Annotated in this window: 22 protein-coding genes; 8 read left to right on the top strand and 14 right to left on the bottom strand. The window is 73.0% G+C overall.

Annotated elements, in window-relative coordinates:
* On the top strand, positions 1-1,203 hold the full coding sequence (locus tag FHX45_RS11760; RefSeq protein WP_167100028.1) for an acyl-CoA dehydrogenase family protein: 1,203 nt from the start codon (positions 1-3) through the stop codon (positions 1,201-1,203).
* 86 nt (positions 1,204-1,289) lie between these two features.
* Here the strand turns inward: FHX45_RS11760 and FHX45_RS11755 are convergent, their stop codons facing one another.
* From FHX45_RS11755 to FHX45_RS11745, 3 genes are read right to left on the bottom strand one after another with little or no spacing between them, the layout of a single operon-like run.
* The gene (locus FHX45_RS11755) at positions 1,290-1,988 is read right to left on the bottom strand and encodes a TIGR03089 family protein (RefSeq protein ID WP_167100026.1); all 699 of its coding nucleotides are present in this window, start codon (positions 1,986-1,988) and stop codon (positions 1,290-1,292) included.
* A gap of 56 nt (positions 1,989-2,044) precedes the next feature.
* On the bottom strand, positions 2,045-3,241 hold the full coding sequence (locus tag FHX45_RS11750) for an LCP family protein (RefSeq protein WP_167100023.1): 1,197 nt from the start codon (positions 3,239-3,241) through the stop codon (positions 2,045-2,047).
* Between the two features lie 53 nt (positions 3,242-3,294).
* Entirely contained in the window at positions 3,295-4,569 is a 1,275-nt protein-coding gene (locus FHX45_RS11745; protein WP_167108775.1) for an LCP family protein, read from the bottom strand.
* 152 nt (positions 4,570-4,721) lie between these two features.
* Here FHX45_RS11745 and rfbB point away from each other — a divergent pair, with 152 nt between their 5' ends.
* Both rfbB and rfbD read left to right on the top strand, forming a co-directional pair.
* On the top strand, positions 4,722-5,714 hold the full coding sequence (rfbB, locus tag FHX45_RS11740; protein ID WP_167100020.1) for a dTDP-glucose 4,6-dehydratase: 993 nt from the start codon (positions 4,722-4,724) through the stop codon (positions 5,712-5,714).
* A 2-nt stretch (positions 5,715-5,716) separates the two neighbouring features.
* Positions 5,717-6,625, top strand: coding sequence for a dTDP-4-dehydrorhamnose reductase (gene rfbD / locus FHX45_RS11735; RefSeq protein WP_208406929.1), 909 nt, complete (start codon positions 5,717-5,719; stop codon positions 6,623-6,625).
* A 66-nt stretch (positions 6,626-6,691) separates the two neighbouring features.
* On the opposite strand, the gene FHX45_RS11730 is transcribed toward rfbD, so the two are convergent.
* From FHX45_RS11730 to FHX45_RS11720, 3 genes are read right to left on the bottom strand one after another with little or no spacing between them, the layout of a single operon-like run.
* Complete coding sequence (locus FHX45_RS11730; RefSeq protein ID WP_167100014.1) at positions 6,692-7,777, bottom strand: glycosyltransferase; 1,086 nt, start codon at positions 7,775-7,777, stop codon at positions 6,692-6,694.
* Positions 7,770-10,274: a glycosyltransferase gene (locus tag FHX45_RS11725; RefSeq protein WP_167100011.1), complete on the bottom strand. Its 2,505-nt coding sequence runs from the start codon at positions 10,272-10,274 to the stop codon at positions 7,770-7,772. Before FHX45_RS11725 ends, FHX45_RS11730 begins: the two co-directional genes overlap by 8 nt.
* A gap of 36 nt (positions 10,275-10,310) precedes the next feature.
* A complete protein-coding gene (locus FHX45_RS11720; protein WP_167100008.1) occupies positions 10,311-11,216 on the bottom strand; it encodes a glycosyltransferase in 906 nt (301 codons plus the stop codon).
* 18 nt (positions 11,217-11,234) lie between these two features.
* Between FHX45_RS11720 and FHX45_RS11715 the strand changes: the two genes are divergently transcribed.
* Positions 11,235-12,284: a glycosyltransferase gene (locus FHX45_RS11715; protein WP_167100005.1), complete on the top strand. Its 1,050-nt coding sequence runs from the start codon at positions 11,235-11,237 to the stop codon at positions 12,282-12,284.
* Positions 12,285-12,326: 42 nt separating this feature from the next.
* Positions 12,327-13,472, top strand: a complete 1,146-nt coding sequence (locus tag FHX45_RS11710) for a glycosyltransferase (RefSeq protein ID WP_167100002.1) — start codon at positions 12,327-12,329, stop codon at positions 13,470-13,472.
* 113 nt (positions 13,473-13,585) lie between these two features.
* On the opposite strand, the gene FHX45_RS11705 is transcribed toward FHX45_RS11710, so the two are convergent.
* Positions 13,586-13,912 carry a hypothetical protein gene (locus FHX45_RS11705; protein WP_243869004.1) on the bottom strand — a complete coding sequence of 109 codons (327 nt, stop codon included), beginning with the start codon at positions 13,910-13,912 and terminating at the stop codon, positions 13,586-13,588.
* Between the two features lie 57 nt (positions 13,913-13,969).
* The gene (locus FHX45_RS28040) at positions 13,970-14,119 is read right to left on the bottom strand and encodes a hypothetical protein (protein ID WP_243869001.1); all 150 of its coding nucleotides are present in this window, start codon (positions 14,117-14,119) and stop codon (positions 13,970-13,972) included.
* Between the two features lie 106 nt (positions 14,120-14,225).
* Between FHX45_RS28040 and FHX45_RS11700 the strand changes: the two genes are divergently transcribed.
* A complete protein-coding gene (locus tag FHX45_RS11700) occupies positions 14,226-15,098 on the top strand; it encodes a glycosyltransferase family 2 protein (protein WP_167099999.1) in 873 nt (290 codons plus the stop codon).
* Between the two features lie 31 nt (positions 15,099-15,129).
* Here the strand turns inward: FHX45_RS11700 and FHX45_RS11695 are convergent, their stop codons facing one another.
* Entirely contained in the window at positions 15,130-15,471 is a 342-nt protein-coding gene (locus FHX45_RS11695) for a hypothetical protein (protein WP_208405891.1), read from the bottom strand.
* Between the two features lie 143 nt (positions 15,472-15,614).
* Between FHX45_RS11695 and manB the strand changes: the two genes are divergently transcribed.
* Together manB and FHX45_RS11685 are read left to right on the top strand one after the other, a co-directional pair.
* Positions 15,615-16,694, top strand: coding sequence for a mannose-1-phosphate guanylyltransferase (manB, locus tag FHX45_RS11690; protein WP_167099996.1), 1,080 nt, complete (start codon positions 15,615-15,617; stop codon positions 16,692-16,694).
* The gene (locus FHX45_RS11685; protein ID WP_167099993.1) at positions 16,694-17,590 is read left to right on the top strand and encodes a DNA-3-methyladenine glycosylase family protein; all 897 of its coding nucleotides are present in this window, start codon (positions 16,694-16,696) and stop codon (positions 17,588-17,590) included. Before manB ends, FHX45_RS11685 begins: the two co-directional genes overlap by 1 nt.
* Before the next feature lie 11 nt (positions 17,591-17,601).
* On the opposite strand, the gene FHX45_RS11680 is transcribed toward FHX45_RS11685, so the two are convergent.
* From FHX45_RS11680 to FHX45_RS11660, 5 genes are read right to left on the bottom strand one after another with little or no spacing between them, the layout of a single operon-like run.
* Positions 17,602-17,964, bottom strand: coding sequence for a GntR family transcriptional regulator (locus FHX45_RS11680; RefSeq protein WP_167108770.1), 363 nt, complete (start codon positions 17,962-17,964; stop codon positions 17,602-17,604).
* Entirely contained in the window at positions 17,961-18,494 is a 534-nt protein-coding gene (locus FHX45_RS11675; RefSeq protein WP_167099990.1) for an NUDIX domain-containing protein, read from the bottom strand. Before FHX45_RS11675 ends, FHX45_RS11680 begins: the two co-directional genes overlap by 4 nt.
* Entirely contained in the window at positions 18,491-19,822 is a 1,332-nt protein-coding gene (locus tag FHX45_RS11670; RefSeq protein WP_167099987.1) for a coenzyme F420-0:L-glutamate ligase, read from the bottom strand. The genes FHX45_RS11675 and FHX45_RS11670 overlap by 4 nt, the downstream gene beginning before the upstream one ends.
* Complete coding sequence (gene cofD / locus FHX45_RS11665) at positions 19,815-20,810, bottom strand: 2-phospho-L-lactate transferase (RefSeq protein WP_167099984.1); 996 nt, start codon at positions 20,808-20,810, stop codon at positions 19,815-19,817. The genes FHX45_RS11670 and cofD overlap by 8 nt, the downstream gene beginning before the upstream one ends.
* Positions 20,807-21,562 carry a GNAT family N-acetyltransferase gene (locus tag FHX45_RS11660; RefSeq protein WP_167099981.1) on the bottom strand — a complete coding sequence of 252 codons (756 nt, stop codon included), beginning with the start codon at positions 21,560-21,562 and terminating at the stop codon, positions 20,807-20,809. Before FHX45_RS11660 ends, cofD begins: the two co-directional genes overlap by 4 nt.
* Between the last annotated feature and the right edge of the window lie 92 nt (positions 21,563-21,654).

Below are 21,654 nucleotides of genomic sequence, written 5' to 3'. Positions count from 1 at the left end.
ATGGATGGCGGACTTCTTACCCGTACGAGGAAGGTGACGCAGGTGTCGGAGACCCCGGGCCTCTACCAGCTGGCCGAGGAGCACGAGGAGCTGCGTGCCGCCGTGCGGGCGCTGGCGGAGAAGGAGATCGCGCCGTACGCCGCCGAGGTGGACGAGCAGGAGCGGTACCCGGTGGAGGCGCTCGAGGCGCTGAACGCGTCGGGGTTCAACGCGGTGCACATTCCGGAGGAGTACGAGGGTCAGGGTGCGGACGCGGTGGCGGCGTGCATCGTGATCGAGGAGGTGGCGCGGGTTGATGCGTCGGCGTCGTTGATTCCGGCGGTGAACAAGCTGGGGACGCAGCCGATCCTGTTGTCGGCGTCGGAGGAGTTGAAGAAGCTGGTTCTGCCGGAGATCGCGGCGGGGGCCACGGCGTCTTACGGGTTGTCGGAGCGGGAGGCGGGGTCGGACACGGCGTCGATGCGGACCCGGGCGCGGTTGGACGGGGACCAGTGGGTGCTCAACGGCACGAAGGCGTGGATCACCAATGCCGGGGAGTCGGCGTGGTACACGGTGATGGCGGTGACCGATCCGGAGGCGCCGAAGAAGTCGAACGGGATTTCGGCGTTCGTGGTGCACAAGGACGATCCGGGGTTCTCGGTGGGGCCGAAGGAGCGCAAGCTGGGGATCAAGGGCTCGCCGACGCGGGAGATCCATTTCGAGAACTGCACGATCCCGGCGGAGCGGATCATCGGTGAGCCGGGTACGGGGTTGAAGACGGCGCTGCGCACGCTGGATCACACCCGCCCGACGATCGGGGCGCAGGCGCTGGGTATCGCGCAGGGCGCGCTGGACGCGGCGGTGGCGTATGTGAAGGAGCGCAAGCAGTTCGGCACGGCGATCGGACAGTTCCAGGGTGTGCAGTTCATGCTCGCCGACATGGGCATGAAGATCGAGGCGGCCCGGCACCTGGTGTACGCCTCGGCCGCGGCCACCGAGCGGGGTGATGCGCGGGCGGGGTTCATGGCCTCGGCGGCCAAGGCCTACGCCAGCGACGTGGCGATGTCGGTGACCACCGACGCGGTGCAACTGTTCGGCGGCGCCGGCTACACCCGTGACTTCCCGGTGGAACGCATGATGCGTGACGCCAAGATCACCCAGATCTACGAGGGCACCAACCAGATCCAGCGCATGGTCATGGCCCGCGCCCTGCTCAAGAGCTGACCACCCCGGCCTGTCCCGGCGCGGCGCCCAGCCCGGGCGCCGCGCCTTTCTGTTCCGAAGGCACCCGAGAGCGACCCGCAGGCCGCTTAGCCGGGCAGGTCGACCGTCGTTCGCTCCGCGGCCCGGCGGTCGTCCAGCTTCGACGGATCGGGGTGGGAAATCTGCACCAGGTGGGCGCCGGCGGCCAACGGGGTCAGCAGCCCGTGCAGGACACCGTCGGGCACCTCCCACTCCACAGTGGACAAAATACGGGCACCCGGGCCGATCTTTTCCGCGCGGGACCGGGCTTCCGCCAGTACCTCGTCCACAGTGGAACCAGCCAGTGCCGGGGTGTCCCCGGGGACCGGCGTCATCGGACGGAAGTCGTCGCCGTAGGCGCGGGCCTCGTTCAGGTAGTCCAGCGCCCCCTCGACCGGCGCCCGGAGACCGCGGCCCATCGGGTCCAGCGCCACGATCGCCGTCGCCTCGGCGCCCGCTCCGGAGCCGTCCGGCGCCACGAACGCCACGCGTGCCCCCGCGGGTGACGCCACCACCTCGGCCCCGCACCACCACGCGCCCAGCAGCACACCGGCCGTCTGCCAGTGCGCGGGCAGCGCCACGGCGACCGGATCGCCCGGCTCCACGTCGAACTCCTCGACCAGCCAGTTCGCCGTCTTCGCGGCCCAGTTCGCGGTGGTCGCCACGGACAGCTCCACCCGGGTGCCCGCGGCGTCGTCGTAATGGGTGATCAGCGGTTTTCCCGGCTGCGCCAGCAGGGGGCGGAACAGCGCATCAGTCAAGGACACGGGCTTGAATGTAGCCGCCGGGCGCAGCGCGCCGGTCACGGGTGGTGGGCGCCTGCCTAGTTGACGCAGGAGACCCCCGCGGGCACCGCTTGCGCCACGCCGCCACCGGGCGCGCCACCCCCGCCCGCGCCCGCACTCCGGCCCGCCAGTCCCGCGAAGAACTGCCGGACCGCCACCGGGTCGGCCTCGACGACGCTCTGCTGACCGTCGGGGCTGCGGCCGTTGATCGTGATGACCGGGATCGTCGTGAACGTGACGTCCCCGGTGGCCAGGCCCTTGGCCTTCTCCGCGAACTGCAGCAGGTCGAAGCCCGGGTCGAGGACCAGCGACCGGTGCAGCGCGTCGGCCAGGTCACCGAGCGTGCCCGGGTTCGCCAGCACCCCGGCCGACAGCACCTGGTGCAGCGCGGAGGACAGGAACGCCTGCTGCCGCACGATCCGGTCGAGGTCGCCGCGCGGCAGGTTCTTCCGCTGCCGCACGAACGACAGCGCCGCACCGCCGGACACCGTCTGCACCCCCGCGCGGAAGTCGGCGCCGGAGTCCTTGTCCTCGGTTGCGTGGTTCAGGCACACCTGGACCCCGCCGAGCGACTCGGTGATCAGGTAGAACCCGAGCAGGTTGACCTCGGCGTAGTGGTCGATGCGCACCTGCGTGAAGTCCTGCACGGCCTGCACCAGCGCCTGCCGCCCGGCCTGGTCGGAGTCCCGCTCGATACCGGCCGCGTCGCGCCGGCCCTGGCGCCGCAGCTCGTCGGCCTTCGCCTGCTTGGCGGGCCCGTACACCGAGTTGATCTTGCCCTGGCCGCCACGCGGCACGTCGATCCAGGTGTCCCGCGGGATCGACACCGCGTACGGCTTGGCGCCGTTCTTCGGCAACCGCACGACGATGATGGTGTCGGTGTTCACGCCGCTGGTCTGCTCGGTGCGCAGCGTCTTGAGCACCTGCGGCGGCAGGGCGTTGCCCTGCATGTCGGTGCGCGCGTCCGTGCCGACCAGCAGGATGTCCTCACCGCCGTCGTCCGCGGGTGGCGCGGGCTTGTCCGCCGGCAGGTCGAGGGCGTCCGTGGTGTGCACGTTGCCCTGCACCTCGTGGTAGGTCGCCCACGCGTAGCCGGTCGTGGCCAGCGCGGCCACCGACACCAGCGCCAGCAGCGCCCTCCCGGCCGTGCGCAACGGGCGCCGCCGGGGTCGCGGCGGCGCGTCACCGGTGGCCGCCGGCCGGGGGTAGGGCGTCGGTTTCGGCACGTCGTCCATCCCCGGTTCCCCCTCCTGAGCCCCTCCGGTCCCAGGTTAAGGCACCACGGGCGTCAGTTCACGCACGGCACGTCGCCCGCCGTGATGGGCGGCGCGGCGGGGGAGGGCACCGGGTTGCTCGACGTGCTCGACGCCCTCGACGGCACGGGCGAGGTGCCCGGCCGCGGGCCGGAGCTGGACGATGTGCTGGACGGCGGTCCCGGGGTGGGTGTGGCGCTGGCCGACGTCCGGCTGCCCGAATCCGAGGTCAGCTGGTCGACGAACGCGTGCACGGCCTGCGGATCGACCCGCACCACGTCGGCGCCGCCGATCACCGCGTTGCCGACCACCGGGATCGTGTAGAACTCGATGTTCCCGCCGTTCAGGCCGCGCATCTGCGCGGCGAACTCGCTCAGGTCCCAGTTGTCCGACAGCACGACGGACTTCTTGACCGCGTTGATCACGTCGGAGAGCTTGCCGGGATTGGCCAGCACGTCCCGGGACAGCATCTTGCGCGCCAGCCCGGACAGGAACGCCTGCTGGCGGCCGATCCGGTCCAGGTCCCCGTCCGGCAGGTCGTAGCGCTGCCGGACGAACGCGAGCGCCTGCACACCTTCGACGGACTGCCGCCCGGCCGGCAGGTCGACGCCCGACTTGCGTTCCCGCACCGGCGCCTTGAGGCACACCTCGATGCCGCCGAGGGCACGGGTCACCTCGTAGAAGCTCGCCAGGTTGACCTCCGCGTAGCGGTCGATCATCCCGGGCTTGCCGATGAAGGTCTCCAGCGTGGTGATCAGGTTCTTGCGCCCGGCCACCTTGGCCTGCTTGTCGGCTTCCTTGATGTCGGCGCCGCGCTGCTGGAGCTGCTTGAACTTGTCGTTGTAGGCGTAGACGAACGCGCCGTTGAGCTTGTGCTTGCCGAACCCGCCGGCCAGCTCCACCCACGAGTCGCGGGGGAACGAGATGGCCACCGCGCGGCGGCCGTCCTGCGGGATGTGCACGAGGATCATGGTGTCGGTCTGCTTCTCGCCGTCGGCGTCCCCGGCGTGCAGCATGTCCAGCACCTCGCGCGGCAGCGGGTTGCCCTGCGCGTCGGTGCGGCTGTCCATACCGACCAGGAGGATGTCGATCGCGCCGTCGAGCGGCACCGCGTGGAGTTGCTCGTCGTCGAACACCGGCGTGGTGGACAGGCCCGAGCTGGGGTCGCCGATGAACTGCCAGCCGTACCAGGTCACGGCCAGCACGGCGACCGACACCAGCGCGACGACGAGTTTGCCGCCGCGCCGCGCGAGGACGGCGACGCCACGGCGCCGCCGCCTGGTGGACGGGACGGGCCGGGCCGGCCACATGGTCTCGTCCGTGGCCTCCAGCCGGGTGGTAACTCCTCCGGTCACACTCGATCCCTCCCAGCCCCCGACCCGAGTGAATGGCACCAGATTACTGTTTCGGAGAGTGAAGCGGCCGTGGGCTGGTCCGTGACGATCTTGAGGAGGAGAAGGCGATGCGGGTCTTGGTGACCGGGGGCGCGGGTTTCATCGGCTCGCACTACGTCCGGCAGGCGATCTCGGGGGCATACCCGTCCCTGGCCGACGCCGAGGTGGTGGTGCTCGACAAGCTCACCTACGCCGGCAACGAGGCGAACCTGGCGCCGGTTTCCGGCTCGCCACGGCTGCGGTTCGTGCGTGGCGACATCACCGACGCGCGGGTCGTGACGGAGCTGATGGCGGGCGTCGACCTGGTCGTCCACTTCGCCGCCGAGTCCCATGTGGACCGTTCGATCGTCGGCCCGGCCGACTTCGTGCTGACCAACGTGCTCGGCACGCAGACCCTGTTGCAGGCGGCGCTGGACGCCGGGGTGGGCAAGTTCGTGCACGTCTCGACCGACGAGGTCTACGGCTCGATCGAGAGCGGATCGTGGTCGGAGGATCACGTGCTGGAGCCGAATTCGCCGTACTCGGCGTCGAAGGCGTCTTCGGATCTCATCGCCCGCTCCTACTTCCGGACGCACGGACTGCCCGTGTGTGTGACCCGGTGCTCGAACAACTACGGTCCCTACCAGTTCCCGGAGAAGGTCGTACCCCTTTTCGTTACCAACTTGTTGGACGGCGGCACCGTTCCGCTGTACGGGGACGGGCTGAACGTGCGGGACTGGCTGCACGTGGACGACCACTGCCACGGCATCCAGCTGGTCGCCGAGGAGGGCCGCCCTGGCGAGATCTACAACATCGGCGGCGGCACCGAGCTGACCAACCGGGAGCTGACCGAGCGGCTGCTGGCGGCGGTGGGTGTCGGCTGGGAGCGCGTCGAGCCGGTCCCCGACCGCAAGGGGCACGACCGCCGGTACTCGGTGGACATCACCAAGATCAGCACCGAGCTGGGGTACGCGCCGAGGGTTTCCTTCGACGAGGGTCTGGCGGATACGGTGCGCTGGTACGCCGACAATCGCGCGTGGTGGGAGCCGTTGAAGCGGCGCGCCACGCTGGTGGGGAAGTGACGATGCTCAGTGTGCTCGTACCCGGCGGGACGGGTCAGCTCGGCAGTGCTCTGTCCGCGCTCGCCTCGCCGGAGGTCCAGGTGGTGGCGCCGGCGTCGGCCGAGCTGGACGTGACCAACGCCGGCGAGGTGATCGCCGCGGTCGGGACGCTCGCCGCCGGGGCCGCGGAAGCCGGGCGGCACCCGTTGGTGATCAACGCCGCCGCCTACACCGCGGTGGACGCCGCGGAGAGCGACGAGCACCGGGCGTTCGCCGTGAACGCCGACGGCGCCCGGGTCCTCGCCGCGGCGTGCTCGTCGCGCCGCGTGCCGCTGATCCACGTCTCCACGGACTACGTCTTCCCCGGTGACTCGTCCCGCCCGTACGAGCCGGAGGATCCGCTCGGGCCGCGCAGCGCGTACGGCCGGACCAAGGCCGCGGGTGAGGACGCCGTGCTGGGTTCGGGCGCGCGAGCGTGGGTGGTGCGGACCGCGTGGGTCTACGGCGCGGACGGCGCGAACTTCGTGGACACCATGCGCCGCCTGGAAGGCGAACGCGACACGCTGTCCGTTGTGGACGACCAGCGGGGTTCGCCGACGTGGTCGGCCGATCTGGCGGCGGGGCTGCTGGAGCTCGGCGGGCGGATCGCGGCGGGAGACGCACCGCAGCGACGGATCCTGCACTGCACGAACGCCGGCGAGACGACGTGGTACGGCTTCGCCAGGGCGATCTTCGAGGAGCTGGGCGCGGACCCGGCGCGGGTGAAACCGTGCGCGACCGCGGAGTTCCCGCGGCCCGCGCCGAGGCCGCCGTACTCGGTGTTGTCGAACGAGGCGTGGCGCCAGGCCGGGCTGACGCCGCTGCGCTCGTGGCGCGAGGCGCTGCACGACTACCTCGCCGCTTCGGGGCAGGAGAGCCGCACGGCGCACTGACGACCGTCTCCGCATCACCAGCCGCCGGGGCGAATGCGGTGCGCGGGGGTGGTCGGGGTCGGGGGACTAGCGCTGGGTGGCTTGCTGGTAGGCGGCCAGTGTCGTTTCCGCGGTGCGGCGCCAGGTGAAGCTCGCCGCATGGGCGCGGCGCTCGATCGACCGGGACGCGAGCGGGAGTTCCGCCACCGCCTTCCGCAACGCCGCGATCAGCGCGTCCACCTCGCCGTACGGCGCGAGGTGGGCGAAGCCCCCGGAGATTTCCCGCAGCGCGGGGATGTCCGAGCAGACCACGGGGACGTCCGAGGCCAGCGCCTCCAGCACCGGCAGCCCGAAACCCTCGTCCCGTGACGGGAGCACCAGTGCGGCCGCTCCGGCCACCACGTTGTGCAGGTCCCGTTCGGACAGGTACCCCAGCCGCCGGGTGCGCGGCGTGCCCGGTGCCGGTCCGGGGCCGGAGAACACCAGTGGTGGCAGATCGTCCGCCGCCGTGTGAGCCCGCAACAGCCAGTCCACGCCCTTGCGCGGTCCGGCGGCGCCCACGAACAACAGGTACCGCTCCGGCAGGCCCAGGCGCTCGCGCATCGGCTCGTCGGGCGGGCGTCCGGTGAACCACGCCGCGTCCACGCCCAGCGGGGTGACCACGACCTTCGCCCGATCGACATCCAGCCGGGCCGCGACCGCGTCGGCCACCGCTGCCGTGGGTGTGCAGATCACATCGGCGCGCGCGGCGCCGCGGCGGACCAGCTCGGGCAGCTCCCGGTCGCTGGGCGGCAGCTCGCCCGGCGCGTCCAGGAACGCCAGGTCGTGGATGGTCAGCACACCCGCGGCCCGCACCGCACCGGGCAGCACGAAGTTCGTGCCGTGCACCACGTCCGCGCGCCCGGCGAACAACTCGATCGGTGGGAACGTGGAGCGCAGCCACGCCTTGCGCAGCATCCGCGCGGCCACCGGCATGCCCCGGGCCTGGGCGCCGTGCGGCAGCACGTGCCGCAGGCGGCGCCAGCCGCGCAGGGTGAACGCCACCGCCCGCATGTCCACATCGGACATCGAGGCGAGCTCTTCGGCCAGGGACGCCGTGTAGCGCCCGACGCCGGTCCGGTTCCCGAGCAGGGGAGTGCCGTCCAGCAGGACCCGAAGCGCTCGCTCAGCCACGGCGGCGCGCTACCTTCCGCACCCGGCCCGCGACGCGGCGCGCCAGTTCCTTGGGGCCGCCGTCGGCGAGGTATTCCTTCACCAGAGCCAGATCGCGGCGGACCGCTTCGGCGCCGCGCACCGGCGCGGACACCGTCAGGTCCGCGGCGCCGACCAGCCGGTCGGCCGCCGGACGCGGGTCGCGGCAGAACTCCACCAGCGGCGCCAGCGCGGTCGGCCACGCGTACCGCTTCGCGACCACCTCGATCCGCGCGCGGCATCCCGCGGCGAACTCCTCGTCGTAGAGCACCCGCTCCAGCGCGTCGGCGAGGGCGTCCACGTCCTCGGCCGGCACCACCACGCCCAGCTGCTCGTCGCGGACCAGGTCGGCGAACGCGTCACCGTCCGTGGTCACGATCGGCAGCCCGGCCCACAGGTAGTCCAGAACGCGGGTGCGGAACGCGAACGTCGTCTCCACGTGCTCGAAGTGCGTGGTGACACCGCAGTTCGCGTCGAGCAGCCAGTTCTGCCGGTCGGCGAAGGGCACCCACTGCTCGTTGAAGTACACGTGCTTGTCGGTGAGCCCGAGGCGGTCCGCGAGCCGGATCGTGCGTGCGCCGATGTCCATCTCGGCGACCTCGGGGTTCGGGTGCTTCATGCCGAGGAACACCAGCTTCACGTCCGGCCGCCGCTGCCGCAACCGGTCGATCGCCTCCACCAGGGTCAGCGGGTCGAACCAGCTGTAGACGCCGCCGGCCCACAGCACGACCCGGTCGCCGTCGTCGAGGTCCAGGGTGTCCCGCAGGCCCGGCCCGGTGCGCACCGGGGGTTCGGGCGACAGGCCGAACGGGACGACCGAGAGCAGCGACTGGGTGGTCGGGTCGGCGTCGTAGAGCCGCGGCGAGAGGCGGCCGAGCGCGGCCAGGTGTCCCAGCCAGAACAACCGCTGCCGCTCCGACGCGCACAGGAAGAAGTCGCCGCGCAGCAGTTGCGCGTCCAGCACCCGGGTCACCCCGGCCAGGTCGGCGGCGCGCCGGTCGTCGGGCGCGCTCTTGCCCTGCTCCAGCAGCTCCAGGTGCATCGGGTCGTAGAGGTCGCAGACCACGATCTTGTTCGAGTCCCGGGCCTTGAGCGCGGGCGCCATCTCCAGCACGTGACCCTGCAGGATCACGATGTCGGCCCACTCGACCGGCTCGGTCAGGTCGCGCTTGCCGGCGGCGCCGACCGGGAACGGCGCGGGCGGCGGCGCGGCCAGCGGGTTGACCGTGACCAGGCGCACGTCGTGCTCGGCGGACAGCACCGAGGCGATGTTCCACGCGCGGATCGCCGGCCCCGCCATGCGTTCGGTGATCGCGTCGCCGGTGATCACCAGGACCTTCCGGCGCTGCCCGAACACGCCCTCGATGCCGAAGGCGCCGGCCAGGATGTCGTGCGCGGCCAGGTAGCGCGGCAGCGGGTAGGCCGGCTCCAGCGCCTTGCGCATCAGCGGGACCAGGTCGGCGTCGGTGCGAACGCGGGCGGCCTGCTCGGTCGCCCGCGACCCGGCCAGCGACGGCAGCAGCTCGACGAACTGGTCGATCGCCAGCACCCCGGCCAGCGTGGTGCGCGGGATCGGCACCGGCGCGGTCTCGATCGCTCCGCCGCCGGCGAGGTCCAGCTGCGTGGGATCGAGCTCGCCGCGGGCGGTCGCGCGCCGCACGGCCAGCGCCAGCGCGGCGGGCAGCACCTTCGCCAGGGTCTCGTCCGACAGGTTCTTGTAGAGGGCGGCGAGTGCGTTGCGCTCCAGCAGGAACGTCTCCCGGCCGGTCTCCGGGACGTCCACTTCGGACATCGTGCCGTGGTGGCGGTGGTAGGCCACCGATTCCGGCACGTACCGCACGCGCCAGCCGCGCAGGTTCAGCCGCCAGCCCAGGTCCACGTCCTCGTAGAACATGAAGAAGCGCTCGTCGAACCCGCCCAGCGCCCGGAACACCTCGGTCCGCACGAACATCGCGGACCCGGTGGCGAACAGCACGTCCTTGGCGACCTCGTGCTCGCCACGGGGGACGTCGGCCAGCGCGCCACCGGCGTGCCGCTTGTAGCCCATGCCGAACCAGGTCAGGCCGGCGTCCACGAAGTCCACCCCGGTGCCGTCCCAGTCCAGGACCTTGCTGGCCACGGCCGCGACCGTGGGGTCGGCGCGCAGCACGTCGACGGCGGCCTTCGCCCACGCGGGATCCGGGCGGGCGTCGTTGTTCAGGAAGGCGAGGACGGAGCCGCGGGCGTGCCGGGCGCCGAGGTTGCAGCCGCCGGCGAAGCCGGTGTTGGCGGGCGACTCGATCACGCGTGCGTCACCCGCGGCGGCCGTGATCCGGGCGACGTCGTCCCCGCCCGAGGCGTTGTCGACCACCAGTACTTCCAGGTCCGGGTAGTCGAGGTCCTCGCGCAGGGCGCGCAGGCAGGCGATCGTGTGCTCCGCACCCCGGTAGTTCACCAAGATCACCGAGACCAGCGGCAGTGGTGTGTCCCCCTGGACCAACGCCCGACCTCCGTACTCGCCGACTGTGCGCAGAGACTATCGGGAGGTCCAGGCCGCCCAGACCGCGCCTCGGCGGACCGTCGAGCGGCGTGTGATCGACTTCCGCGCGGCGATCGTGGCCGGTAGCCGGAGGACCACGGCACCGAGGACGCGGCAGCGCAGGCCGGGGCGGAAATTGGGCGCGTCCGGCACGTTCCGGCGCAGCGGCAGCGTGGCGGTGATCGCCGCGAACCGGGCCAGCTCGCGCGCGGCGACCACTCCTGGGGCGCACCGCAGGAGCGTCAGCAGGCGGTTGCGCTCGTTCCACCGGTGGAAGGTCACCGATCCCAGTCCGGTGCTGGCACCGTGGCGGTGGGTGACGCGAGCGGTGGGGACCGTCACGATGGTGTGGCCGGCGAGCCGCAGCCGCCAGGCGGTGTCGGTGTCCTCGTAGTAGCAGAAATAGCTCGCCGGCACGCCGCCCACTTCGCGCAGGGCGGCGGTGCGGATCAACGCGGCGCCGCCGCAGAAGCCGAACACCGGGCCGGTCGTCACGTCCCGTCCGTGGCCGTCCGGGGTCAGGCCGACACCGAGGGACTGGACCCCTCCGCCGGGGTGTTCGAGGCGCGCGGAGGCGGCGGCCGCATCGCCCAGGTTGTCCTCCAGCTCGGCGAGCCAGCCGGGCGCCGGGGTCGCGTCGTCGTTGAGCCACACCATGAACTCGGTGTCCACTTCGGACAGGGCGCGGGCCATGGCCCCGGCGTACCCGACGTTGCGGGGCAGCCGGATCACCTCGGGTGCGCTGGGATGTGCGGCCAGGAGGTGTGCGGTGCCGTCGTCGGAGGCGTTGTCGATCACCAGCAGCCGGTGCGGCCGGGTCTGCGCGGCGACGGCGTCCAGGCAGGCGGTGATGTGGTCGTGGCCGCGCCAGGTGACCACCACGACGGTGCTGCGGATCGGCACGCGGGAAGAATACGGGCCGTGCCGGAACTCGTGGTCATCGCCGAGCAGCTGCTCGCACCCGTGCCCGGTGGGACGGGCCGCTACACCGCCGAGCTGCTGCGCGCCCTGACCTCGACCGCGCCGGGCGGGTGGACGGTGTCGAGCGTCACCGCGCGGCATCCGGACGGCCTGCCCGGCGCGCGGATGCTGCCGTTGCCGCCGCGGGTGCTGGCCGCCGCGTGGCAGGCGGGGTTGCCGTACTGGCCGGGCGGGGACGCCGTGCACGCGCCCACGCCACTGGCCCCGCCGCGCGCGCCGCACGGGCGGACGTTGTCGGTCACCGTGCACGACACGGTGCCGTGGACGCACCCGCAGACGCTCACGCCGCGCGGCGTGCGCTGGCACCGCTCCATGATCGCGCGCGTGGCACGGCGGGCCGACGGCCTGGTCGTCCCGACGCGCGCGGTGGCCGACGACCTCGCCACGCGAGTGCCGGTGCCGGTGCCGGTGACCGTGGCCGGGCACGGGGTCGCGGAGGTGTTCACCCGGGCGGATCTCCCCGGAGTGGATGTACCGGACCGGTACGTCCTGGCGATCGGCACGATCGAACCACGCAAGGGGATCGACGTCCTGATCTCCGCGATGGTGCGGGTCGGCGTGCCGCTGGTGCTGGCCGGGCAGCCGGGCTGGGGTGGTCTGGACCCCCGCGCGATGGCCGGGGACCGGGTCGACGTGCGGGTTCTGGGGCGGCTGGACGACGCCCGCCTGGCGGCGGTGCTGCGCCGGGCGTCCGTGCTGGCCGCGCCGAGCCTGGCGGAGGGATTCGGGTTGCCGGTGCTGGAGGCGATGGCGGCCGGCGTGCCGGTGGTGCACTCGGACGCTCCGGCGCTGGCCGAGGTGGCCGGCGGAGCGGGCGTGCGGGTCCCGCGCGGGGATTCCGAGGCGCTGGCCACGGCGTTGCGCGAGGTGCTGTCCTCCCCCCAGCGGGCGGCTGACCTGGCGGATCGGGGCCGCGCCCGGGCGCGCGAATTCTCCTGGGAGCGGGCGGCGCGCGCCGTCTGGGCGGTGCACGAGCGTGCCACTTCGTGAGTTCCTCATCGCCCGGTTGCCGCGCCGCCGTACCCTGCACGAGTGGGAAGAGGCGAACCCGGCGTCCTGATCGACGCCACGGCCGTACCCGCGGACCGGGGCGGGGTCGGCCGCTACGTGGACTCGCTGGTGGCGGCGCTGGACGCCGATGGGGCACCCGTCACCGTGGTGTGCCAGCCGCGGGACTTCCGGCTCTTCGGCCGGCTCGCGCCGCGCTCGCGGGTCGTCCCCGCGGTCCAGTCCACCGCGACCCGCACCGGGCGGCTGATCTGGGAGCAGACCACGCTGCCGTCCCTGGCGCGACGGCTCGGTGCGGATGTCGTCCATTCGCCGCACTACACGATGCCGCTCGCCGGGCCGTCCGCGTCGGTGGTCACCCTGCACGACGCGACCTTCTTCACCGACGCGGTGCTGCATTCGTCGGTGAAGGCGCGGTTCTTCCGCGGGTGGACACGTACGGCGTTGCAGCGCGCCACGTTGTGCGTGGTGCCGTCGCGGGCGACCGCGTCGGAGCTGGCCCGTGTGGCGCGGCCGCGGCGGCTGGAGATCATCGAGCACGGGGTCGACGTCGAGCGGTTCCACCCGCCGGCCCCGGAAGAGGTGCATGCGGCGCGGGTGGCGATCGGCCTGGAGCGAACGCCGTACGTGGCGTTCCTGGGTGCGCTGGAGCCGCGCAAGAACGTGCCGGCGCTGATCCGCGGCTTCGTCAAGGCGGTGGAGAACCGTCCCGACCCGCCCGCGCTGGTGCTGGCCGGGCAGCCGGGCTGGGACACGCAGGTGGAGAACGCCCTGGCGGCGGCGCCGTTGCGGCTGCGGGTGATCCGCGCGGGGTACCTGCCGTTCGACACGCTGGCCGGGTTCCTCGGCGGGGCGGAGCTGGTGGCCTACCCGAGCCTCGGCGAGGGCTTCGGGCTTCCGGTGCTGGAGGCGATGGCCTGCGGTGCGTGCGTGCTCACCACCCGGCGCCTGTCGCTGCCCGAGGTCGGCGGCGACGCGGTCGCCTACTGCGGTGTCGGCCCCGGCGACGTGGCCGCGGCGCTCGGCGAGCTGCTCGACGACCCGGCGCGGCGCGCGTTCCTGGCCGCGGCCGCCCAGCGGCGCGCGAAGGAGTTCTCCTGGTCCACGAGCGCCGAGAAGCACCGCGAGGCGTACGCCAGGGCGTGGCACCTGCGCCAGCGCGAGCGGTAGTCGTTGGACGCTGTTCGGGCGGCTGGGGTATAGTGGCTCCTGCGAGGCCCCCGTAGGGCCGAGAAGTGAGCCCGTGACGCGTCCGGACGGTCGTCTCACGGGCTTCGCGCTGTCTAGAGGTCGACGACCTTCCGCACGATCGGCAGGACCCGGCGGCGCCAGTCCCCTCCGGCGCCGTAGCACCACGCGACAGCATCCGGAATCCAGAGCAGCGGCGTGCCGGCCGACTTCAGGTGCTCGTAGGTGACATTCGTGTCCGCCGGTCGCCGCCCCAGTGCCTGGTAGATCGTCGTCAGGTCGCGGATGTCCCGATGACTCCGGCTGTCCAGCGCGAGGCGATTCGCCCGCAGCTCCAGGAGGTCGTGCACTGCCTGCTCGAGACAGCGTTGCCGGTCCTGCTCCTCGGTCTTCCGCGTCCGCGTGGTGACGTACATCGTCACCGACGCCTCGATCCCGCCGATGCGGTCGGCGAGCAGCCCGCGCCGCGGCGGCTTTTCCTACTTGAAGTGCAACTCGCGCTGTCCGGGCAGCAGGAGACGGGCCAGCTGTTTGCGCGCGGGCACGAGCTGGGCCGGGTCGAGCACGGCGACGCACAGGATGTAGCGGCTGTCGCGAATCGACTCGTCGATGAAGGCGTGTACCGACACCGAGCCATTCTCCCGGTGCGTGCACGTCCGGTTGCGCGCGGTAGCGGATTGCCGCGGTTCACCGTCGAGGGGTGCCTGTCCCCGTGCGGTGCGTAGCCGGGGCACAATGGCGCCCGTGACCGAGCCGAGCCGTTATGGCGACGGGGTCGCCGTGGTTGTCGTGACGTACTTCCCCGGTGAGGACCTCGACCGCTTCCTCGACAGCCTGGAGAAGGCGACCACCCGCGACGTGCACGTGGTGGTCGCCGACAACGACTCGACCGACGACGCCCTCGACCGGGCCGAGCAGCGGAACAACACCCACGTCCTGCGCATCGGCCAGAACCTCGGCTACGGTGGCGGCGCCAACCGCGGGGTGGCCACGCTCGACGACCGCTACGGCTGGATCGTCATCGCCAACCCGGACCTGGAATGGGAACCCGGCTCGCTCGACATCCTCCTCGACGCGGCGCGGCGCTGGCCGCGCGGTGGCGCGTTCGGGCCGCTCATCCGGGACCCGGACGGCACCGTCTACCCGAGCGCCCGGCTGCTGCCCTCGCTCGGGCGCGGCATCGGTCACGCGGTGTTCGGCAAGGTCTGGCCCGCCAACCCGTGGACCCGCGCCTACCGGCAGGAACGCGGCGCGCCGGTGGAACGCACGTCCGGCTGGTTGTCCGGCTCGTGCCAGCTCATCCGGCGGGAGGCGTGGGACTCGGTCCGCGGTTTCGACACGCGCTACTTCATGTACTTCGAGGACGTCGACCTCGGCGACCGCATCGGCCGCGCCGGCTGGCACAACGTGTACGTGCCCTCGGCCGCGGTGACGCACATCGGCGGCAAGGCCACGTCCCGCGCGCCGAAGAAGATGCTGGCGGCGCACCACGAAAGCGCTTACCGCTACCTCGCGGACCGGCACCGGGGCCCGGCCTGGAAGCCGGTGCTGGCCGTGGTGCGGCTGGGTCTGAAGCTGCGCCTGAAGTTCGAGACCCGCGGCGCCTAGGGCGTCGTGGCCTGAGCCCGGCCCGGCGGTGTTACAGCCCGTCCAGCCTGCGCGCGAAGTCGGAGGTGCCGCTCTGCGTCTTGGTGGTCGGCACGAGGCCCTCGACCTCTTCCTCCGGCGGCACCGGCCGGAGGAAGACGCGGGTGTCCGGCTTCGCGGCGGTGAGGGTGCCCTGCACCGACTCGATCACCGACGCCGGCACGACGGCGGTCGTATCCGGGTCCTCCTCGTCGATCTTCGCGACGACGCTCCGGGGGATCTGCTGGGTGGTCGACGCGTCCATCGGCGAGGTCGCGGCGTCCGGAGTCACGACGAACGCGCCCCGGGACTGTGCTCTGGCCAGCAGAGCATCCGCTCGATCGCGGGGGTCCATCCGCTAGGCCTCCCGGCTCGACGTGGGCCCTCTCCGAACGGGGCCCTCCGTGTGCTGTCTAGGGTAGGCCCTCGGGGCCGTCGCCGTCATCGTTTCCCGCGGTTTGTCGCCCGCCGGTGCGTGATAATGGGAAGGATCTTGACGTGACATCGGAACTTGATGTCGATGCCGTTGTTCTCGTGGGCGGCAAGGGGACGCGCCTGCGGCCGTTGACCCTGTCCGCCCCGAAACCGATGCTGCCCACCGCGGGCGTGCCGTTCCTGACGCACCTGTTGTCGCGCGTTCGCGCGGCCGGGATCCGGCACGTCGTGCTCGGCACGTCGTACCGCGCCGAGGTGTTCGAGGAGCACTTCGGCGACGGCGCCGCGCTGGGGCTGGAGCTGGAGTACGTGGTCGAGGACGAGCCGCTGGACACCGGCGGCGCGATCCGCAACGTCGCGGACCACCTGCGCGCCGATCACGCGGTGATCTTCAACGGCGACATCCTCTCCGGAGCCGATCTGCGGGCTCTGGTCCAGACCCATTTCGACACGGACGCCGACGTGACCCTCCACCTCCAGCGCGTCGAGGACCCGAGCCGGTTCGGCTCGGTGCCCACCGACGCCGAGGGCCGGGTCACCGCGTTCCTGGAGAAGACCCCGAACCCGCCGACCGATCAGATCAACGCCGGCTGCTACGTCTTCCGGCGCCCGGTGCTGGAGTCGATCCCGGCCGGCCGTCGCGTGTCGGTCGAGCGCGAGACGTTCCCGGGCCTGCTGGCGGAGGGCGCGCACCTGCACGGGTTCGTCGACGCCTCCTACTGGCTCGACGTGGGCACGCCCGAGGCGTTCGTGCGCGGCAGCGCGGACCTGGTGCGCGGGCTCGCCCCGACCTCGGCGCTGCCCGGTCCGGCGGGAGCGGCCCTGGTCCTGGAGGGCGCGAACGTCGCCGCGGACGCGTCCGTCACCGGCGGGTCGACGGTCGGCAGCGGGGCGCAGGTGGCCGCCGGCGCGCGGATCGCCGGGTCGGTGCTGTTCGACGGGGTGTCCGTGGCGGAGAATGCGGTTGTGGAGAACTCCGTGCTCGGGGTGGGTGCGCGTGTCGGCAAGGGCGCGGTGCTCAAGGGCGTCGTCGTCGGGGACGGCGCGGTCGTCGGCGCCGGGTGCGAGCTGCTCGACGGCGCCCGCGTGTGGCCGGACGTGACCCTGCCCGACGGTTCGATCCGGTTCTCCAGCGACGCCTGATGCGGTACCGCCCGCCGTTCCCCCTCGACCTCGACGCGGTCCTCCGGCCGCACCGGCGGGGCAAGGGCGACCCGTGCCTGCGCGCGGACGAGGCGGGCACGACGTGGCTGACCGGCAACACGCCGGACGGCCCCGGCACGCTGGCGCTGCGCCGGTACGCGGACGGCGAGATCGAGGCCGCGGCCTGGGGACCGGGAGCGGACCGGCTGCTGGACGGCGTGCCGGCGCTGGTCGGCGCCGGGGACGACGACAGCGGGTTCGTCTCGCACCACGACCGGATCGCCCAGGTGCGGCGCCGGATGCCGGGGCTGCGCCTGGGGGCGAGCGGCCGGGTGTGGGACGCGCTGCTGCCCGCGGTCCTGGAGCAGAAGGTCACCGGCTACGAGGCGCGCCGGTCGTGGCGGGAGCTGTGCCGCTGGTTCGGCGAGCCGGCGCCCGGCCCCGCCCCGGCGGGCATGCGGGTGCCGCCGGCACCGGAGGCGGTCCTGTCCATTCCGGACTGGACCTGGCATCGCGCCGGGGTGGACCTGGCGCGGCGCAAGGCGCTGATCTTCGCCGCGCAGGTGGCGCACCGGCTGGAGCGTGCCGCGACGCTGCGTGGCGCGGAGGGCCGGGCCTGGCTGCGCAAGGTGCCGGGCATCGGGGTGTGGACCGCGGCGGAGGTGGCGCAGCGCGCGTGGGGCGACCCGGACGCGGTCAGCTTCGGCGACGTCCACATCCCGGCGGTGGTCGGTTACGCGCTGCTCGGTGAGCCGCTGGACGACGAGGGCATGGCCGAAGTCCTGGCGCCCTACGCGCCGCAGCGCCAGCGCGCCGTGCGGTACCTGGAGGCGGCGGGCTTCTCCCGCCCGCGCTTCGGGCCGCGGTTCTCGCCGCGGGACTACCGCGCGATCTGACGCCCGCGCGGTCAGCGGGTGTGGTTCAGTGCGGCGCGGGCGATCTGCAGCGCTTCGTCCGGGGACAGGCCGAGTGCGCGGGTCACGGCGGCGTAGCTCTCCGCCGCTTCGCGGGCGCGGGCGCGTGACTCGTCGCCGGCGGCGGCCACGAAGGAACCGGCCCGGCCGCGGGTCTCGATCAGGCCCGCGTCCTCCAGCTCCCGGTACGCGCGCGCGATCGTGTTCGGCGCGATGCCCAGTTCCCCGGCCAGCCCCCGCACCGTCGGCAGCTTCGTGCCCACCGCCAGCGTCCCGTCGTTGATCCGCCGCGCCAGTCCGGACCGGACCTGCTCGAACGGCGGCACCCCGGACGACGGGTCGACCGGCACGATCATGCGCACGCCGCCGCGATCAGCTCCGTCAGATCCGCCTCCGACCCGGGCGGCAGCGCGGCCAGCGGCCACCAGCGCAGGTCGTCGGACTCCGCGCTGCGCACCGGTGCCGCACCGTCCGGTGCGGTCACCACGTACCGCACGTCGAAGTGCCGCGTCGGCACCCCGAGCGAGCAGGTCACCGGGTGCACGTCGAGGTGCACGGGCTCAGCCGAGATGGTCAGCCCGCTCAGCCCGGACTCCTCCGACGCCTCGCGCAGCGCCGCCGCCGACAGCGAAGCATCCGATTCCTCGCAGTGCCCGCCCAGCTGCACCCACCGCCCGACCCGCGGGTGCAGGGTCAGCAGCACGTGCGTACGCGACTGGTCGAGCACCACCGCCGAGGCCGTGATGTGCCCGGCCGCGCACGCCCGGCGGCACGCGTCCTCCCGCGCGGCGAGGAAACCGAGGAACGCGTGCCGCAGCGCCTCCTGCCCGCTGGTCCCCGCCGGCCACTTCGTCAGCGTCGCCACGGCGTCCGCGTGCAGGCTCACAGCTCCACCAGTCCGTCGGTCCTCGGCTCGCGCGGCAAGGCGGCCGCATCCGGATGTCCGATGGCCACCGCGCCCAGCGGCTGCCACGACGGCTCCAGCCCCAGCACCTCGCGCACCACGTCCGCGGCGAAGATCGTCGACCCGATCCAGCAGGATCCCAGGTCCTCGGCCGCCAGCGCCACGAGCAGCCCCTGCACCGCGGCACCCCCGGCGACGGTGAACATCGTCCGCTCGCAGGCGTTGCGCCGCTCGTCCGGATACGTGTGCATGCCGTCGGGCACCAGGAACGGGATCACCACCTCCGGCGCGTCGAACAGGATGTCGCCGCGCGCGATCCGCTTCGCGATCTGCTCCTCGGTGAACGCGTCGCGCGACAGGTCGGCCCGCCAGGCGGCGCGCATCGCCTCCAGCAGCTTCGTGCGCAGCCCGCGGTCGCGCAGCCAGACGAACCGCACCGGCCGCGTGTGGTGCGGCGCGGGCGCGGTCAGCCCGGCGCCGATCGCGCGGCGCACCGCCTCCGGGTCGACCGGCTCGCCGGTGAACGAGCGCACCGACCGGCGCACCAGCACCGCCTCGCGCCGGCCCTGCGCGATCGCCTCCCGCGTGCCGAGCGAGAACATGTCCTCTTCGGACGGTCGCACCAGCTTGCGCGCGGTGGACCCGTCGTCGGTCAGCTCCAGCCCGCGTACCACCGCGACCGGGGTGGCGGTCAGCTTGCCCTTCACCAGGTCCGCGGCCGCCGCGATCTCGTCCGCCACCGCGATCTCGGTGACCTGCAGCTCGTTGCCCTGGGCGTCGACCTCGCCCTCGTAGGAGTGCAGCACCCGGATGCCGCTGGCGCCGATGGCGTTGTCGGTCTGCCCGACCCGCCACGCCCGGCCCATCGTGTCGGTGACCACGACCGCGATCTCCACGCCGAGCCGCTCGCGCAGCCCGTTGCGCAGCGCCAGCGCGGAGGCGTCCGGGTCGGCCGGCAGCAGCGCGATCTCGTCGCCCTCCACATTGGACGCATCCACCCCGGACGCGGCCTGGACGATGCCGATGCGGTTCTGCGTGATCAGCGTCCGGTTGAACCGCGCGAGCACCCGCACCGCCTCGCGCTCGACCAGCTCGCGCCGGGCCGCGTCGCGCGCCTCCGGATCGGCGGGCACGCGAACCAGCTGTCCCTCGATCTTGGACACGACCTTGCTGGTGACCACGACGACGTCACCGGAGCGCAGCCACGGCGCGGCGGACGCGATCGCGCCCGTCAGGTCGTCGCCGGGACGGAACTCCGGCAGCCCTTCCACCGGCAGGATCTCCAGCCGTCGGGTGGAGTGGTCAGTCAACGTCGACCCCCGCGAGTTCCAGGGCCGCAGCGGCCATGGCGGCGGTGGCGTCCACATCGGACATCAACAGTGGCACGGCGCGCACCGCGACGCCCGGCACGTGCACGGTTTCGCCCTCCGCGACGAGCCAGCCGTCGAGCAGCCCGTCCTCCGAGGTCTGCCGCGATCCGTAGTGGATGCCGACCGCCTCCGCCGATGTCTCCACCCCGATCGCGGTCAGGCACGCGTCGGCCATGCCGCGCACCGGCTTGCCGCTGATGATCGGGGACACGCCGACCACGCCGGCGTCGGTCTTGCGCAGCGCCTCCTTGACGCCGGGCACGGCCAGCACCGTCCCGACCGAGACGACCGGATTGGACGGTGCGAACAGGACCGCGTCGGCCTCGGCGAACGCGTCCAGCACGCCCGGTGCCGGCTTGGCCTCCTCGACGCCGACCGGCACGATCGAATGCGCCGGGGGTTCCGCGCGGTAGCGCACCCACCATTCCTGGAAGTGGATCGCCTTGCGGTTGCCGGGCTCGTCCGGGTCGTCGATGACGACGTGGGTCTCGACCCGGTCGTCGGTCATCGGCAGCAGCCGCACGCCCGGCTGCCACCGGTCGCACAGCGCCTCGGTGACCGCGGACAACGGGTAGCCGGCGCGCAGCATGCGGCTGCGGATCAAGTGGGTGGCGATGTCCTTGTCGCCGAGGCCGAACCAGGTCGGCTCGGCGCCGTAGGCGGCCAGCTCCTCCTTCACCACCCAGGTCTCGCCCTGGTGGCCCCAGCCACGCTCGGTGTCGATGCCACCGCCGAGCGTGTACATGCAGGTGTCCAGGTCCGGACTGATGCGCAGACCGTGCATCCACACGTCGTCACCGGTGTTCACCACCGCGGTGATCTCGTGCGGTGACTCGCCAGGGCCGATCGGGGGCAGGCCCAGCGCCGCTTTGACTCCGAGCAGGAAGCGGGCGCCGCCCACCCCGCCGACAACTACGACAACCTTCACAGCGAGCGATCCTCGCACGCCCGGGGGCGGGGGACCCAGTACCGGTACTCGTGGTGCTCGGTGAACCCGAGCCGCCGGTACAACGCGAGCGCCGCGTGGTTGCCGGCCGCGACCTGCAGCACCGTCCGCCGCGCGCCGCGGCGTGCCGCCCACGCCCCGCACGCGGCCATCAGCGCCGAGCCGAGGCCACGGCGGCGGTGCCGGGACCGGACCTCGAGCCGGGCGAGGTGCAGGACGTCGCCGGCGACGGCCGCGCGCACCACGCCCGCGGTGACGCCGGTCACTTCCGCGACCCCGTAGCCGACCTCGCCGGTGGTCAGCACGTGCCGCTCGGCCGCGGTGGGCTCGGGCCGTCCGACAGTCAGTTCCCACCACCCGGCCGTCGGGGACGCGAGCACCGTGGCGCCCCCGGCACCCTCGGCGCCGGTGCCCAGCGGACCGGTGAGCACCGACACGCGGTGCCCGGCCACGTGGCCGGTGTTCGGCACCCAGCCCGCCGCTTCGATCGCGCGCTCGTTCGCGCTGCCCACGACCGCGTGCAGGACCGGCGGAATGTCGTGGGCGTGGGCGAAGTCACACACCTCCCGCAGGGCGCTCGCGATCGGCATCCCGGGATCGCCGACCGCCAGCGCGCTGTTGGCCCGGCCGGTGAACCCGCCCGCGGCGCGAAGCCGCCAGTCACCGATCTTGTCCACGGTCACTGCGGGCCAGGCGTCGGCACAGCGCAGCTCGAGCTCCTCGAAGGCGTCCACGGCTCCCATTGTGCTCGCCGGCCGCCGGATTAAGGGTGGCCTCACTGTGGAAGGCCACCACGTCTGCGCGTAATGTCCAGCATGAGTAGTGG

This window comes from Amycolatopsis granulosa, from assembly GCF_011758745.1.
Classification (GTDB): Bacteria; Actinomycetota; Actinomycetes; order Mycobacteriales; family Pseudonocardiaceae; genus Amycolatopsis_E; species Amycolatopsis_E granulosa.
The sequence above is the reverse complement of the archived record's forward strand: the minus strand, read 5'-3'. Positions and strand labels throughout refer to the sequence as shown.

What these genes read in the sequence shown, in the direction of transcription:
- FHX45_RS11700 (WP_167099999.1), top strand. Translation starts at nt 14,226, where the DNA reads ATGGCGCCCGTGACCGAGCCGAGCCGTTATGGCGACGGGGTCGCCGTG.
- FHX45_RS11750 (WP_167100023.1), bottom strand. Translation starts at nt 3,241, where the DNA reads ATGGACGACGTGCCGAAACCGACGCCCTACCCCCGGCCGGCGGCCACC.
- FHX45_RS11760 (WP_167100028.1), top strand. Translation starts at nt 1, where the DNA reads ATGGATGGCGGACTTCTTACCCGTACGAGGAAGGTGACGCAGGTGTCG.
- FHX45_RS11680 (WP_167108770.1), bottom strand. Translation starts at nt 17,964, where the DNA reads ATGATCGTGCCGGTCGACCCGTCGTCCGGGGTGCCGCCGTTCGAGCAG.
- FHX45_RS11745 (WP_167108775.1), bottom strand. Translation starts at nt 4,569, where the DNA reads ATGTGGCCGGCCCGGCCCGTCCCGTCCACCAGGCGGCGGCGCCGTGGC.
- rfbB (WP_167100020.1), top strand. Translation starts at nt 4,722, where the DNA reads ATGCGGGTCTTGGTGACCGGGGGCGCGGGTTTCATCGGCTCGCACTAC.
- rfbD (WP_208406929.1), top strand. Translation starts at nt 5,717, where the DNA reads ATGCTCAGTGTGCTCGTACCCGGCGGGACGGGTCAGCTCGGCAGTGCT.
- FHX45_RS11685 (WP_167099993.1), top strand. Translation starts at nt 16,694, where the DNA reads ATGCGGTACCGCCCGCCGTTCCCCCTCGACCTCGACGCGGTCCTCCGG.
- FHX45_RS11695 (WP_208405891.1), bottom strand. Translation starts at nt 15,471, where the DNA reads ATGGACCCCCGCGATCGAGCGGATGCTCTGCTGGCCAGAGCACAGTCC.